At 59.1% G+C, this 15,044-nt stretch carries 16 protein-coding genes; 10 read left to right on the top strand and 6 right to left on the bottom strand.

All coding sequences use genetic code 11. The features are described from left to right. Nucleotides 1–408 precede the first annotated feature (408 nt). Nucleotides 409–1,401: a TIGR03557 family F420-dependent LLM class oxidoreductase gene (locus tag ABH15_RS09960; RefSeq protein ID WP_128694181.1), complete on the top strand. Its 993-nt coding sequence runs from the start codon at nt 409–411 to the stop codon at nt 1,399–1,401. Nucleotides 1,402–1,451: 50 nt separating this feature from the next. Further along, nucleotides 1,452–1,844, top strand: coding sequence for a cupin domain-containing protein (locus ABH15_RS09955; protein WP_128694180.1), 393 nt, complete (start codon nt 1,452–1,454; stop codon nt 1,842–1,844). 842 nt (nt 1,845–2,686) lie between these two features. Here ABH15_RS09955 and ABH15_RS09950 read toward each other — a convergent pair. Continuing rightward, nucleotides 2,687–4,402: a sensor histidine kinase gene (locus tag ABH15_RS09950; RefSeq protein WP_128694179.1), complete on the bottom strand. Its 1,716-nt coding sequence runs from the start codon at nt 4,400–4,402 to the stop codon at nt 2,687–2,689. Nucleotides 4,403–4,890: 488 nt separating this feature from the next. Continuing rightward, nucleotides 4,891–5,643 carry a hypothetical protein gene (locus ABH15_RS09945; protein ID WP_128694178.1) on the bottom strand — a complete coding sequence of 251 codons (753 nt, stop codon included), beginning with the start codon at nt 5,641–5,643 and terminating at the stop codon, nt 4,891–4,893. A 282-nt stretch (nt 5,644–5,925) separates the two neighbouring features. Here ABH15_RS09945 and ABH15_RS09940 point away from each other — a divergent pair, with 282 nt between their 5' ends. Together ABH15_RS09940 and ABH15_RS09935 are read left to right on the top strand one after the other, a co-directional pair. Next, complete coding sequence (locus ABH15_RS09940) at nt 5,926–6,282, top strand: ATP-binding protein (RefSeq protein ID WP_128694177.1); 357 nt, start codon at nt 5,926–5,928, stop codon at nt 6,280–6,282. Nucleotides 6,283–6,342: 60 nt separating this feature from the next. Then, nucleotides 6,343–7,239 carry a metallophosphoesterase gene (locus ABH15_RS09935; RefSeq protein WP_128694176.1) on the top strand — a complete coding sequence of 299 codons (897 nt, stop codon included), beginning with the start codon at nt 6,343–6,345 and terminating at the stop codon, nt 7,237–7,239. Nucleotides 7,240–7,336: 97 nt separating this feature from the next. On the opposite strand, the gene ABH15_RS09930 is transcribed toward ABH15_RS09935, so the two are convergent. The 3 genes from ABH15_RS09930 to ABH15_RS09920 are packed head-to-tail and all read right to left on the bottom strand — an operon-like array spanning nt 7,337 to nt 9,429. After that, on the bottom strand, nt 7,337–8,014 hold the full coding sequence (locus tag ABH15_RS09930) for a flavodoxin family protein (protein WP_338323529.1): 678 nt from the start codon (nt 8,012–8,014) through the stop codon (nt 7,337–7,339). A 6-nt stretch (nt 8,015–8,020) separates the two neighbouring features. Continuing rightward, a complete protein-coding gene (locus ABH15_RS09925; RefSeq protein ID WP_128694175.1) occupies nt 8,021–8,839 on the bottom strand; it encodes a nitroreductase family protein in 819 nt (272 codons plus the stop codon). 14 nt (nt 8,840–8,853) lie between these two features. Continuing rightward, nucleotides 8,854–9,429 (bottom strand): flavin reductase family protein, encoded by a 576-nt coding sequence (locus ABH15_RS09920; protein WP_128694174.1) that lies wholly within the window; start codon nt 9,427–9,429, stop codon nt 8,854–8,856. A 167-nt stretch (nt 9,430–9,596) separates the two neighbouring features. On the opposite strand from ABH15_RS09920, the gene ABH15_RS09915 reads away from it, so the two are divergent. The 5 genes from ABH15_RS09915 (at nt 9,597) to ABH15_RS09895 (ending at nt 12,429) form a co-directional block, all read left to right on the top strand. After that, nucleotides 9,597–9,974: a winged helix-turn-helix transcriptional regulator gene (locus ABH15_RS09915; protein ID WP_128694173.1), complete on the top strand. Its 378-nt coding sequence runs from the start codon at nt 9,597–9,599 to the stop codon at nt 9,972–9,974. 18 nt (nt 9,975–9,992) lie between these two features. Continuing rightward, nucleotides 9,993–10,460, top strand: a complete 468-nt coding sequence (locus ABH15_RS09910) for a GNAT family N-acetyltransferase (protein WP_128694172.1) — start codon at nt 9,993–9,995, stop codon at nt 10,458–10,460. Nucleotides 10,461–10,545: 85 nt separating this feature from the next. Further along, nucleotides 10,546–11,043 carry a GNAT family N-acetyltransferase gene (locus ABH15_RS09905; protein WP_128694171.1) on the top strand — a complete coding sequence of 166 codons (498 nt, stop codon included), beginning with the start codon at nt 10,546–10,548 and terminating at the stop codon, nt 11,041–11,043. 282 nt (nt 11,044–11,325) lie between these two features. Next, entirely contained in the window at nt 11,326–12,039 is a 714-nt protein-coding gene (locus tag ABH15_RS09900) for a DNA alkylation repair protein (RefSeq protein WP_128694170.1), read from the top strand. A gap of 135 nt (nt 12,040–12,174) precedes the next feature. Then, nucleotides 12,175–12,429 (top strand): DUF3303 domain-containing protein, encoded by a 255-nt coding sequence (locus ABH15_RS09895; RefSeq protein ID WP_128694169.1) that lies wholly within the window; start codon nt 12,175–12,177, stop codon nt 12,427–12,429. A 102-nt stretch (nt 12,430–12,531) separates the two neighbouring features. Here the strand turns inward: ABH15_RS09895 and ABH15_RS09890 are convergent, their stop codons facing one another. After that, nucleotides 12,532–12,918, bottom strand: a complete 387-nt coding sequence (locus ABH15_RS09890; protein WP_128694168.1) for a hypothetical protein — start codon at nt 12,916–12,918, stop codon at nt 12,532–12,534. Nucleotides 12,919–13,336: 418 nt separating this feature from the next. Here ABH15_RS09890 and ABH15_RS09885 point away from each other — a divergent pair, with 418 nt between their 5' ends. Next, nucleotides 13,337–15,013 (top strand): PAS domain-containing protein, encoded by a 1,677-nt coding sequence (locus ABH15_RS09885; protein WP_128694167.1) that lies wholly within the window; start codon nt 13,337–13,339, stop codon nt 15,011–15,013. Nucleotides 15,014–15,044 lie beyond the last annotated feature (31 nt).

Genomic DNA, 15,044 nt, shown 5'->3' with positions numbered 1-15,044 from the left:
ATTCAATGGCGAGCAATAACTGGTCGCAGATCTTTTCGCAGGGAGAGGAACCGGGAGTATTTTTCCACGTACCGGGGAAAACCGGGAGTATTCCCAGAATCATTGACCGTGGCGGTCTTCACGTAATGGCGAGCAATAAAAAACAGGTTTATCCGTGTCATGGTGAAATTTCAGTACGTGGATGAAAGTCCACAATACCGGAAACGAGCGAAACAGCATGGGCGAGGCAGCCGGGATCCACAATAGCGTACATTGAGGTCAACAACTTTCGACGAGTATCGCCTCGGATATGTGGACTCCAGCCGAACACACCGATCAATGTATAACCGGAACAATAGTTCAATATTTTGGTCGCGGGATCGTCATTTACCCGTGCATGCCCCTCTTTTCCGGCACGAGGTAGTAGACATGGAAACGAAAGTAGGATATTTCGCGTCTCTGGAGCAGTACAAGCCGAGGGATGCACTGGAACAGACCATTCGGGCAGAAAATGTCGGTTTTGACTCGGTCTGGGCCGACGACCATTTCCACCCGTGGTATCACACGAATGCGCAGTCCGCACAGGCCTGGGCATGGATGGGAGCGGCACTTGAGGCAACCAAGAAGGTCTTTATCTCCACCTGTATCACCTGCCCGGTCATGCGATACAATCCGGCGATTGTTGCGCAGACATTTGCGACACTCCGGCAGATGTATCCGGGAAGAGTTGGTATCGCCGTCGGCGCCGGCGAGGCCATGAATGAGGTCCCGGTGACCGGTGAATGGCCAAGCGTACCCGAGCGGCAGGACATGACGGTGGAAGCCATCGGAGTGATGCGTCAGCTCTGGGGAAGCCAGGAGCCCGTCACCTTCAAGGGGAAGTATTTCACCCTCGACAAGGCGTTCATGTACACCAAACCCGAAGATGAGGTTCCTCTCTACTTCAGCGGAATGGGTCCGAAGGGTGCACGGCTTGCAGGGAAATACGGCGACCACCTTATGACGGTGGCTGCGGATCCGTCCGTACTGAAGAACGTTACCATCCCGAACTTCGTAAAAGGTGCGGCTGACGCGGGAAAAGACCCCGCCAAGATGGAGCGTGCGATGCTGATCTGGTACTCCGTCGATCCCGACTATGACAAAGCAATTGAGGGACTGCGTTTCTGGGCCGGTTGCCTGGTTCCTGCCATGTTCAAATACAAGGTCTACGATTCAAAGGAGGTCGAACTCCACGCGAACCTCGTAGGGCATGACACGATGAAAGAAAACTTCATGGTTGCAACCGATGCGGAAGGGCTCATCAAGGAGATCGAGAGATTCAAAGCCGCCGGAATCACTCATTTCTGCCTCGGAAATTCGAGTCCCGATGTGAACCGGGGCATCGATATCTTCAAGGAAGTAATCCCCGCAGTGAAAGACTGAGATGAATCCATCTTACTCTTTTTACCTGCCGATGCGACTGGAGAACAATTATGGAACAGAAGAACGTCCTGGATATCTTTGACCAGGGAGTCGTGTTTCTCCCCGATCTTGAGATCATGAGTGCGGAAAAACCCTGGTATCCGCATCCTGAGTGGAAAGGGGTCTTTCTCAAAGACCTGGTGACCGGAAAAGAGACTGGCGGTGCGTTCAGTTACCACCTCGTCCGGGTGTGGAAGAACCATGAGGTCATGGACCATAACCATGAAACCCAGTGGGAATGGAATCGTATCATCGACGGGACGGGGGTCTTTTTGTTCGAAGACAAGGAAATTCCCCTCGCTGACGGTCAGACATTTGTCACCCCGCCAGGAGTCCGTCATGCGGTGAGTGCGCACCATGAGGATCTTTCGCTGCTGGCAGTGTTCGTACCGGCGCTCGTATGAGTCGTCACATGCGGATGAGCCTGTACCGGAGTTTGTCCCCAAAACACTCTGGCAGGAGGGGGCGATCCCCCTCCCGCCCCTCTCCCGATATGATAACCCGGCATCTATTGCAGTTATTTCCGCTGATCCGGTGACCAAAAAGTACCCCGTTCCAGATCGATCTTTTCATTCCCGGACACCTTTGGGATTTGCTCCCGGTAGCATTCGGCTTTTTGGGAACGAATCTCCCTGCCCAAGCAAGTAACGGCGGTGACTATCACGGCCGGAACGGTTCCCCGAGATGGCAGCGTGAATGTTCCCTCAATCGGGCGGGGACGATCGTGAAAACATGACGCCTATCCGGCAGGGTGATGCCTGCTCCTGCCTTCGCCAATGTAACGGAACTATCGGAAAGGCCACCGGCAGCAATTGGGACGAACTCACACGTCGCATTCGATTCTATAATCTCACGGCTTTGAGTGGGTAAAGGTAAAGGGACCCGGAGAAGAGGTCAGGTTTCGTATTGCATGCCGGAGAGCTTTTCCAGCCGCTGTCCGGGGGTACTGCAACAGGAAGACAAGATTCCCCCGGCATCGTCGCGGATACACTTTTCCCTGTAATTATTCCCTGTGCCTCGTCCCCCATGCAATCCGATATGTCCTGAAGCATATAGTATCCTGGAGTATGCTCAATGCATAACTCGGGATCCGCTTTTTGGCCATGTCTCCTGTAAACACCGATCATCATTGCCCGCATCGCTTTCATCGCGAGTTTTCTCTCCCGTCGAGTAAGATTGGGTGCAATCGATAATCGCAAGGCGTGCACCGGCAGGACGCCTTCCCTGCATGATGCGCAGTGTATGGTTACGACCCAGGGCACTCGTCGCCCGGTATGCGGAAGAGTCCCGGCGGCACGTGGATCTCGAACCGTGCACCCTTGCCGTGCGTCCCGGTCTCCCGGATCGACAGCCCCGTGATGGCGAGTATCTCGCGTGAGAGAAACAGGCCGAGCCCGGAATTCTTCCCGACACCCCGCCGGAAGATCGCCTCCTTATCACTGTCCGGAACGCCGACGCCGTCGTCCTCGTAGACGATAATGAGGCTTCCGGCATCGAAGCGGTAGGAGAGGGTGACGGTGGTGACCTTCCCGCCGTGCCTGCAGGAGTTGTCGACCAGGTTGTAGAGCACCTTTTCGAACATACCGTCGGCATAGATCCGGGTGCCCGGCGCCGGGAGATGGAGCGTCTGCTTCCCGAGAAGGCTTCTCAAGGAGGCGTCGCTCATGACTGCGACGGGATCGATCCAATCCGGCTCCTGCAGCCCGAGGTTCTGGTACTGGCCGGTGAACCGGATCAGGTGGGTGATCCTCTCGCCGCTTTCGACGACCGCCCGGATCATCCGCTCCTCCTCGGCATTCCGTGGCCGTTCAAGCAGCATCTCGCCGTAGGCGGTGACGACCATCGCCTGGTTGAGGATGTCGTGGCGGGTGATGCCGGTGAGCAGGTTCAGCTTCTCGTGCGCCGTCTTCAGGGCGGCCTCTGCCTTCCGGAGGGGCGTGATGTCGTAGAGGAGCCCGATCGCCCGGGCATCCTCCCGCTCCTTCCCCGGGATCACCCGGACGTGCGCTCGGAGGTGCTGCAGGCTCCCGTCGTCGCGCCGTATCGGAAACTCGGTCGTCAGATCGCCACCGTCCCGCTCGTACCGCCCGACTGTCTCCTGCAGCCGGCGAAACTCCTCGTTCCCCTCAAGATGGTGCCGGATATCCTGCATACTCGCATCGGTACCCGCACCGGCTCCGACGAGGCGGTCGAGCGAGGCGTCGCGAGCGAGTGCTCCCGTCCTTATGTCCATATCCCAGATACCCGCATCCCCCGAGGAGATTGCAAGGGCATAACGGTCGGCGAGGTCTTCGGCCGCCCGCTTCGCACAGGTGAGTTCGGTCGACATCCTCTGGAAATGCAGGAGGAGAAACAGGAACGTCGCAGTAAAGGTTGTCACGAGGACGAAGAGGCGCCCTATCCTCTGCAGGGGCGTATCGTTGACGAGTGTGAAGGCGGTCGGATCGAATACCCCGGATACGAGGCGCAGAACGATCAGGAGTATGAGCAGGGCGTAGATGGATGCCAGCAGGCGGGAGAGGGTTCTCTGCTCCTGAGCGGCGAGGAGGACGGCGATGCTCTGCGAGACGATCAGGACGAATGTTCCGGAGAAGAGGATGTTGAGCAGGAGGAGGTTTTGCGTCATCGCGATAAGCAGAGCAGCGGCGACGAGGGCAGGGATCCCGGCAACGTAGATCTCGCGCCGAAGCGGGCTTTTGCGGAAGAAACGGGTGAGCCCGTCGAGGAGGAAGAGTACTGCGAGCAGGATGCAGAAGCCGTTTATAATCATGACGCCCCGCTCCGGCAGGACTCCGTCGAGGAAGAGGGAGGCCGTCTGCCCGACGGCCATGGTCAGGAGGCTGAGAAACGATACGGAGAAACCGGGATAGGTACTCTGCATCTTCCAGTACGCGGCAAGGGGTATCGCGAGGAAGACCTCGACGACGATGGTGCAGAGGATCACCGTATCCGTATCAATCATGCGTCTGTTTCACCGACAGGAGAGACCGAACGGATCCGGCGGGCAGAAGTACCATGAGCGATACGCGGTAGAAAATGCAGGCAAAGGTGTGGGTATTCGCTCTTTGCCGAAAATACGGTTCGACAGAACCCTCCCGTGGTCGTACGTCTCCGTATAGCGTGCGAATTTCCTGCATGTATTCCTTTTTGTTTGACTCGCCGGAACGCCCCGGGCTCCGGATGGAAGGTACACTGCTGCAATGGTGTGCATCCGGAGCACCCGTCGGGTTGACCCGTCTTCGAGATCCGGAGGGAGCTTGGAAACAACCTCCTGATCATCTACCGAAGAACGATCGAGAAAAACAGAATCGCCATCTTCCCGGGGACGTCTTTCATGCATGTGGCGGGCGCCGCTCAGCACGTACCTGCAGGTGTATTTCTTTCGCCGGAAAGGGGGATGGGAAAACCGTCGTCTGCCGATCGGTTCCGACCTTCCCACTTCAAAAAGAGTTATTCTCCTTTCTCCGGGATCTCAGGCCCCGGTCCGAGCGGAGGCAGGGTAGGAGCGGAGAGGATGGAAACCGTCCAGTTGCCGGGATTGTCCCGGGCAAGGACGCTCATAATATACTCGCCCGACTGAGGGATCGTGATGATCCGGAACGTTTCAGGAGAAAGTTCGTGGAATCCGGGCTCGACGTAGGTGTTGTTCGCATCCATGACGTAACTGCCGTTCGCATACAGAAGTTCGTACAGGGGCGAAGATACGCCGGTCTCATTTCTCTCGAATATATACTGCCCTTCTTCCAGGTAGAACGCCGGAGGCACTTTTGTGCCGTCGCCGGAGAGGTTCAGCGGCGCTCTCAGGACGGCATCCGGTTCGAATCGCGAGACACTCGCGGTCCATGCACCGGTTCCGGAGACGTTCAGCAGATACTCTTCCTTCTGGGGGACCGGAAGCACGAGCGAACCGTCGAAAGGCCCTGTCGTGGAAAAGTCATACCATACACTGTATACGTCGGAGACATCCGCAAAACCAATATCCATCTTCTGCGCCCCGGCAGCGTGGAACGACAGGAGAAGGACGCCCGCATCGAGAGAGAGCGTTGCGTTGGGGCTGGAGTCGGAGAGGCGTGCAAGGGCGGGCTGGTCGGCAGCCGTCGGCGTAGTCGTCGGTTCCGTCGGAGAAACTGCGGACTGCTGGGTACAGCCGCACGTGAGGATTACGGCTGCGATAAGGAGCAGTATCCAGAATGCGTATTTCATATGGTTATTTTGTGCTATCTGAGGGCAATAGACTTTTGCTTTGAGAAACGGAGCATGACGGTCGGATAGCGCAGTATTTGACGAGGTCCAGAGTGCGGTCTTCTCGCTCTCCGGGTATCTCGAACTGGAGAGGGAGCTTGGGATGACCCGGCAGCGGGAGGAGTGTCGGCAGGAGCAGGCGCTCCGGGATTCGCTTGCCTTTGCCAGGAATTAGCAGGATCTTGGGCTTCGGCCTGGCAGAATGTGATGCATGCATTCCTCTACGCGATATCCCATCTCGACATGCTTGATGTTTCCCGCGATCTCAGAGTCGACGGGCTCGAGATCTATGCTGGCCTGCTCCTTGAGAAGGTCTTCGTGGTGCTGGTGGAGAACGTCGTCCTGCACGCCGCAGGGGCAACGAGGATCAGCCTGCAGTACCGTGAGACCGACGACGGGGCCGGAATACCTCAGCACCTGAAAGAGCAGATGTTTGAGAGGAGGTTCGAGGAAAAGCCAGGGATGGCCCTTTTCCTTGCCCGCGCGTTTCTCTCCATCGCCGACATAGCAATCCGGGAGACCGGCGAGCCGGAGGGCGGGGCACGGTTTGAGATGCTGGTGCCGAAGGGGGCGTACCGGTTCGCAGAGGGCGCGGAGTAACCGGCGTTGCGCATCCCCGACCGCGAGGCCTATCACCTCTTGTAGCACTACCTTCCGGCCATGACGAGGATACTGGCGTTCAGCGATCTTGCATGGGGAGTGAAGATGCGGGGCTCTTCCGGGAACCGGAGGGTCGACGCCTCCTCGTTCCTCCGCGTGGTCAGGGAGACCGACCCTGCAATCGTTGTCTTTGCCGGCGATGCCGCCTACGACCGGTGTTCACGGGCGGAGCCGAACGAGACCGACCGGTTCATCGGCCTTCTTCGCCACCTCGTATCAGCAGGAAGGCACTGCATCGTCGTCGAGGGGAACAACGACGACTCAATCGGCACGTACAACCGTGTCCGCGATGCAGCAGAAGCAAGCCCCTACCTCCACGAAGTCTCGTCAAGGACAGAGGCCGTTCGCGGCATACGCTTCCTCGGCGTCCCCACCGGGAACGAGCGGAGGATGGCCGAATCAGTCCTCGAAGCGGTCGATATCGTGGTGGCGCACGCCCCGTACGCAAACCGGACGTGGCTCTTCGATCTTCCGGCAGCGTGCATCATCACCGGCCACTACGGGACGCTGGTCGGCGAGATTGCCGGAAAGGCGTATATCTCCCTCGACTGCTCACCGTTCTCCTACGCGGTGATCGATTGGCAGCAGGGGTGGCGGCGGATCGAGTACGCCGCAGTCTCCGCAACCGGAACCTGCCGTATCGAGGTGCACCGGGAGGATGGTTTTGCCGGGGCGACAGGCACCGGCTGTGGCCCTGCCGAGCTCCGGCGCCTGACGGAGGGGGAAGGGCCGATCCCATACCGCGACGAGATCGAAGCGCTGCGCCGGGCAAAGAGCGAGATCGCGATCTTCGGCCGGGAGGAGGTCTTCGGACGCCTGCTCGGAAGGGGGATACCAAAGACGCATATCGAGCGATACCTCGGGAGACGGCAGGTCATGAATCGTCATGCACGATAAGTATGGCATTTTCCCGGGGTAGAGGGGACACTATCGTGTCGATTCCCGATACGCCTCAAGGAGTCGGTTTCGATCGATGAACTCTGCTGTGCCTTCTTCACGCGGTTTTTCCCAGGCGAGCGCCCAATTCGAATCCCCGCCTGCAGTCCTCCGGGAAGACCGTCCTGTGCCGTTCCCGCCGCTCCTCAGGGTCGAAGTAGCTGAAGACGACCTTATCGTAGTCCTCGAACTGGAGCGTCTCGAACGAGCAGAGCGACTCCGCCTGACCAAACAGCATCTTCAGGGCATACTCGTTGGCTCCGATATGGCCTGCGTAGATCTCCTTTGCGTACGCTTCAGGAGCATTCATCGTGTAGATAAAAGCCGTCCGGATCTTCCGTTCGAAGAGGGAGGATGGGGGACTCGAGTACACCAGGTACGGGAAGAGCAGCCGCTCCATAAAAGACCGCATCTCCCCGGTAACGGTGCCGAAGTAGATCGGCGAACCGAGGATGAGGCCGTCCGCTTCGGCGATCCGGTCGAGTACCGGGGTCAGTTCGTCGTGCACGGCACATCTCCCGTAACTCTTTCCGCCTTTCAGCTTGCAGGCAAAGCAGCTCGAGCATCCCTTGAAGTCAAGGTCGTAGAGGTGGACGAGTTCCGTCTCCGCCCCCTCCGATGCGGCGCCTTCGAGCGCGTGTTCGAGCAAGGTTGCCGTGTTCCACGTTTTTCGTGGGCTCCCGTTGATCGCGATAACAGTCATGGCAGCTCGTTCCCGGGGATACTTTTCAGCCATCCGCACCTATCTCCAGGTCACCTGCGCCGGGCTCCTGCGGGGGATGCCGCAGACCCTGTACTGCGGATGGCCGAACATCATTGCATAGGCGCTCTTCCGCCCTGCGGGGAGGCCGAGTTCTCTTTGGAGCGGCTCGTGCGAGGCGGCGGCCATTGCGACAAAGCCGGCCCAGCAGGTGCCGATGCCGAATGCCGGGGCGGCGATATCGACGTGTGTCAGCGCGATGATGGCATCCACGGATGCGACCGGGTTCCCTTCCGGCACGTGGGCAAAGAGCAGGTGCGGAGCGCCGCGGCAGATGACATCGTTCCCTGCCTCCCATGCTCCGATGAGCCCCGGCACGTAGCCGCTCATCGGATGGCTGCTCTGCAGCAGGGTCTTCATCCAGTCGACGGTCAGCCCGGCGATTTTTTGGACGTTCTCCGGATCGTGAACGACAAGCCACTGTACCGGCTGTCCGTTTCCTCCCGAAGGTGCGTACCGGGCGATATCGAGAATCTGCAGGATCGTCTCCCTGGAGACGGGATCGTCTGTGTAATGACGGACGGACCGGCGCTTTTGCAGGTAAACACCGAGGCCTTCAGCCGACAGGGCGCCGGCACCGGCCGGTATACCCACCTTCTCGTCCGGCCTGACATTCAGGAGGAGCGCCTGCGACGGGCAGGAGACTTCGCAGTGCCCGCAGACAATACACATCCCGGCCTTCTCCTCCCGAACTTCGGGAAGGGTATGGTCATCCGCCGCATCGACAATCGAGATCGGGCAGACGACGGAACAGATCCCGCAGCGGGTGCAGAGATCCTGATCTACGAATATGGTTTCCATCCTATGCCGTCCGTTCAGGTTCTTTGCGACTGCTGTATCAGGTCCCTGCCGGCGCTCCAAGCATCCCCTGCAGGTTCCCCGAGCCGCCGGTAGCGGTTGTCGGGCATCGTCAGGAGGAGCGGGTCGATCGCGGGGAAGTCCGGTTTTCCGTCCTGCATCACCGACGCATCTGCATACGCCCCCGCAATCTCGCCGATAAAGATCGTATTGGTCGGAAGCGGCACCGCCTGCACGAGGCGGCATTCGAGATTTACCGGGCATTCCCGGATCATCGGTGCGGTCTTGAGCGAGCCGTAGAAGATATCGAACACGCCGGACTTGTCAGTCGCATCCCCGGAGACGAGCCCGCAGTAATCGGTCTTCTCCATCAGAGCCGATGACGGGATATTCACCGAGAAGGTCTCCGTCTCTGCAATCCCTCGTGGCGTATAGTGGTGGTTCCCGATTCCGCAGAGGATCATAGGCGGGTTCGCGTTCGCCCGCGAGCACCAGCCTACGGTCATGAAGTTCGCTTTTCCGTTCACCTGCGTCCCGACGAGCACTACCGGCATCGGGATGAAGAAGTTCAGTCCGATCTGTATCTTATCCATAGATATCTCCTCACTCCGCTCTGTATGCGAAGACTCCTGGGTAACCCCTCGCAGGGATAACGGCTATTCTTCTGCAAGGGCAATCCGACCCATTAGACTACTATCTGCCCTAACTGAATATATAGGAGATACGGGCATAATTGTAATATACTTTCATTGGAGTAACCATGATCTACACGAAGAACGGGAAGACGTACCATTGCCCGGTCGAGGCTGCACTCGACGTCATCGGAGGAAAATGGAAGCCGCTTATCCTCTGGGCGCTCGGCGACGATGTGATGCGCTTTTCCGAGCTGCAGAAGATGATACCGGGAGTCAACACGAAGATGCTCACGAAGCAGCTCCGCGAGCTCGAGGCGGACGGGGTTCTCACGAGGACGGTGTATCCCGAGGTGCCGCCCCGGGTGGAATATGCCATCACGGACTTCGGCAAGACCCTGCTCCCGATCATGGAAGCGCTCTGCGCCTGGGGTGCGCAATATCTCGGCATCGACGATGCGGCCGTATCCCGATGCCCGACGAAGGCCGGGAAAGGGAAGGCATGACCTGCCCGGGAGTCACCGATGCCTCCTATCGAATATCACACCATTGGCATCACCGATATCGAACTGATCCGCCCGCTCTGGGTCAGGCTCAACGACCATCACCATACACATGCCCGGGCGTTCCGGAGCCGGTACGAGCGGATGACCTTCGCCGACCGGAAGGCACACTTCGTGAGACTCATAGCGGCCGGCGCCCTGCAGGTCGACCTTGCCTTCGATCCGGCGGCTGGCAGATACGTGGGTTACTGCGTAAGTTCGCTCTCGCCGGAGATGACGGGCGAGATCGAGTCGATCTATGTCGAAGAGACGTACCGCTCAGCAGGGATCGGCACGACCCTCGTGAACCGGGCGCTCGCGTGGCTGGATGCGAACGGCTCGGTCAGGAACCGGGTCTCGGTCGCCGACGGGAACGAGGAGTCCTTTTCGTTTTATTGGAAATTCGGGTTCTGCCCCCGGCAGACGGTGCTCGAGCAGAAGAGGGAGTAGCCGGGGGAGGGGCATCCCCCGGATACCACATCACTTATCGCGCATCCGGACGAACATTCGAATACGATAGACGAGGCTCATCGAGATGGAATTCATCGTACGGGAAATGAGCGCCGCTGACCGGGAAGATCTCCACCGTATTCATCTGGAGGGTATTGCCACCGGCAACGCAACGTTCGAATCGGAAGCACCGTCATGGGAGCGTTGGGATGCGGGCCATATTCGATCCTGCCGTTTTGTTGCCGTCGGCAACGGGAAGATTCTGGGCTGGGCAGCGCTCAGCCCCTACTCCGGGCGCCCGGTTTACGCCGGCGTGGCCGAAGTCAGTGTCTACGTAGGAAAAGATGCCCGAGGGTTGGGGGTCGGGAGCGCGCTCTTAGCCGAGCTCATCGCCGCATCGGAACGGGAAGGGTTCTGGACGCTACAGGCAGGCATCTTTCCGGAGAACGAACCCAGCCTCGCCCTCCATAAGAAGCACGGCTTTTGCGTCGTCGGCCGCCGCGAACGCCTGGGCCGGATGAAAGATGGCACCTGGCGGGACGTGCTGCTCCTGGAACGCAGGAGTCTCAGGGCGGGTCTATGACTCCCCCGACTGACGGCGGATATGCGATGAACTCTTCTTTGGCATTCCCGACAGACCCGACCCTTTCATAGAGCCGGAAGAAGCACCCGTGTTACAGTTTTGCCGCCACACATACTCCAGTAGATGCGTCGGGAGAGACGTATCAAATCCTATATTCCGGAGTTTCCGCCGGATTTCCTCACCATTATCGGTCAGGTGCGTGTACAGGAAGAGGGCAGCATCCAGATCCTCCAAACCAGCCCGCCGCATCCCTTATCATCCCTCCCTTCGTACACCTGAATAATGGATCCGGTCATCGAATCGATACGGCAGGAACTCGCGGCGCACGCGGACCCCGAGATCCGGAAGAAGTCGCAGCGGTTCTTCAAGGAAGACGTCCGGTGCTACGGGATGAAGACCGCAACCGCAACGGCAATTGCAAAGAAGTACTGGAAAGACGTCAAGTCCCGGGATAAGCAAGAGATCTTCCGGCTCTGCGAAGAGCTCTACCGCTCGGGGCTCATGGAGGAGGCGTTCGTGGTATCCACATGGGTTCCGAAGCTCGCAGACAGGTTCGAACCCGATGACATCGCCGTCTTTTCCCGCTGGATCGATACCTACATCACCAACTGGGCTGCCTGCGATGGGTTCTGCAATCACGCCGTCGGGGATCTCGTCATGCGGTATCCCGACCTGATCGGGGAGCTGCAGGGCTGGACGCAGTCGGAGAACCGCTGGATGCGGCGGGCGGCAGCAGTCTCGCTGATCGTGCCGGCAAAGCGCGGGATGTTCCTCGCCGAGGTCTTCGCGATCGCCGACCTGCTCCTCACCGATACGGATGATATGGTGCAGAAGGGCTACGGGTGGCTCTTAAAGGAGGCGAGCCGGAAGCACCAGGACGAAGTCTTCGCCTATGTCATGCAGAAGAAGCGGGAGATGCCCCGGACGGCGCTCCGGTACGCCGTCGAGCTGATGCCGAAAGATCTCCGGGCGGAGGCGATGAAGAAAGACTGGTGAATTACGCCTTCAGCTCGGCTATCTCCCGGCATCTCTCCTGTTGTGCCCGGCGTATACCGCCGGGAGTGCTCCCCGGAGACCGGGCGTGGGTAAGGTATATATTCGATGTGGCAGGGGAAGGAGCGAGGTGAAGCAATGCTGTTTGTCCTGTGGTACCAGTTCGAGCCGGAGCATACGCACCGGGTCGTGGAACTCTGGAAACATTTCCAGTTTCCGTCGGACGTGAAGGTGCATCATCGGTATGTCCTGATCGGGAGACACATGTCGGTAGCGGTCTTCGAGGCCGACGACGAGAAGTCCGTGATGCGGATCACCGCACCGTTCAGCTCCTACGGCGTGGCGCACGTCGCACCGGCGATGCCGATCGAAGAAGCAATCAAAGTGCAGTGATCCCGTGATGATTCCGGGGATCCTCTCCTTTTTGCAGCCGTGAAAAGTGCCGTGCGCGGATCCCGTGAAGGTCTGCTGCAGCGTCAGGGCCGGGTTTTGGTTTTATCTCCGCCGTAAAAGGAGACCGGGAACGACGATCAGCCCGAAGGCGAGCAGGAGAGCGACGCCGATGAGCAGACTCCCACTGAACCTTCTGTGCTGAAGATCGCTGTAGTCGGCGCCGGTCTCCTTGAGGATGACCGGGATACGCCGTTCGGCGCCGGAGATAGGATCGATGGCAGTGACGATCAGTCCTCCCCGAGGCAGATCCGATACACGTATCACGCCGCTGTAGTGACGGGTCGTATCGTCGGGCTCCTCGACCGCGTCCGACGAAAGGGGGTACGTCCCGATAACTTTCTCATCCGAAACACTGTAGAGCGTCACCTGGATAACCCCAGGCGGCGGATACACGCTCCCCTCCCGGTGCCACGCTACGGAGATTGTCATACCGTCATCGGGAAGTATCGTGCCGTCAGATACCGAGAGCGTGAGCTCGGGTAGCAGCGGTGGGGTTGATCCCAGAGCAGAGTGGGGAACAACCGAAAGCGCGAGGAGACACGCCGCCGTCACGAGAAGGAATCGAGAGGGAGATCGATACCGTTCAGAAGGCGCCATGGAGTGAGATCTTCGTATCAAATAATACTTTTTCCCCTTTCCCGAGGAGCCTGTCAAACCGGCGCCGTGCACCGGGGATCATGACCGCTTCGCTCATGCTTCGAGGAATGTAAACCAGTCAGGGCATGAAGAATAATATTCGCATTTCTGGCAAATTAGGAATCAAAATTTCATAGTATCTAAAAATAGAATGAAATAATCGATATCGGAAAACAGATGTTATATATAGGGGAATTTCCAGAAATAATTCGTGTTCTCCTGGTATGGGATTATGACACAGCTCTTCTTCGTCGCTGCCGTCGCCGTGGCCCTCCTCGGGGCATTTGTCCTTGGAAAGAATCCTGCGAGTCGCCTCCATCAGATATTCTTTCTCTCCTCGGTCACGGGATCGCTCTGGGCGTTCAGCGAATTCATGCAGTTCGCGCTCGGGGAGGCGTCCGCCGGCGTCTGGAACGCAGTGGGAGCGATCTGGCCCGTCGATACCGCCCTTACCGTTCACTTCATCCTCTTGTTTACGAAAAATCGGCACCTCCGCGGCTCCCGTACCCCCTGGACGCTCGCCGGCCTCTACCTTCCCGCCGTGGCGTTTGCAGCTGCAGCGTACTCGATCGAGACGGACTACGCAAACGTGCATCCCGTCATTCTCCTGGCGTACTTCTGGACGCTCGCCTGCGCCACGCTCGCCTGGCTCCTCTGCACCCGGTATATGCTTCGGGTTCCGGACGGGGCTGAACGACGGCAGGCCAGACTCGTCGCCGTCGGAATATCCGTCCCGCTGTTGTCGGGCTTTTCCTACCTCGCCGCGGATACGATACCGTTCTTCGCGATATTCGAGCTCCCGGCGGTCACCGCGATCTGGTACACATTCTTCGTCGGATACGCGATCTGGAGGTACGGACTCTTCATCATCACCCCGCAGACGACGGCGGATACCATTGTATCCACGATGAACGACGGGCTGCTGCTCCTCGACGACAATAACCACATCATCGAGACGAACGCTGCGCTGACGGCGATGCTCGGGCGCGACCGCCCCGGTCTCGCCGGCACTCCGGCAGATACGCTCTTCGCCGACCGCCCGGAGGCCGGGCGGATCTTCTCGGCCATCCGGACGGACGGATCGGTCTCTGACCGCGAAACCACCCTGGAGCAGAGAGACGGCCGCCCGCTCCCGGTAAGTATCTCCGGCGCCGGTATCCGGAGCGACGACGGAGCATTTGCCGGAGCTGTGGTGATACTCCGGGATATCACAGAACGGAAGAGGCACGAGAACGCCCTCCGGGAGTCGAACAGAAAACTCGCCCTCCTCTCAAGCATCACCCGGCACGACCTCTTAAACCAGGTGATGGTTCTCCGTGGTCACCTCTCCTTTGCGTCGGAGGATACAAAAGATCCCATCCTTCTCAACCGGCTTGCAAAATGCGATACGGCGGCCGGGATCATCCAGCAGCAGGTCGAGTTCACCCGTGACTATCAGGATCTCGGCCAGCAGTCTCCGGTCTGGCAGAACGTCGGAACCATCGTGGAGAGGGAGGCCGCCTCGTTCCGGAGCTATCCGGTGACGATCCGTGCCGATACCGATGGTGCCGAGATCTATGCCGATCCCCTCTTCTCCAGGGTCGTCTACAACCTCATTGAGAACGCGCTCCGCCACGGCGGGAATGTGACGGAGATCACCTTCTCGGTCAGGCGCGACAACGGCAGCACGTTCCTCCGGTGCGAGGACGACGGACAGGGCGTCCCGATGGAGGAGAGGGACGGACTCTTCCGGTGGGGTGTCGGCAGGAACACCGGCCACGGCCTCTTCCTCTCGCGTGAGATCCTCGCCATCACCGGGATTGCCCTCCTGGAGACCGGAACGCACGGCAGCGGAGCCCGGTTCGATATGCGAGTCCCGGACGGCAACATCCGATACGGCAAGGCATAGTGTCAGGGAGAACCTCCGGCAGCGGCCTCTA

Source organism: Methanoculleus taiwanensis (genome assembly GCF_004102725.1).
GTDB classification, from domain to species: Archaea; Halobacteriota; Methanomicrobia; order Methanomicrobiales; family Methanoculleaceae; genus Methanoculleus_A; species Methanoculleus_A taiwanensis.
The sequence above is the reverse complement of the archived record's forward strand: the minus strand, read 5'-3'. Positions and strand labels throughout refer to the sequence as shown.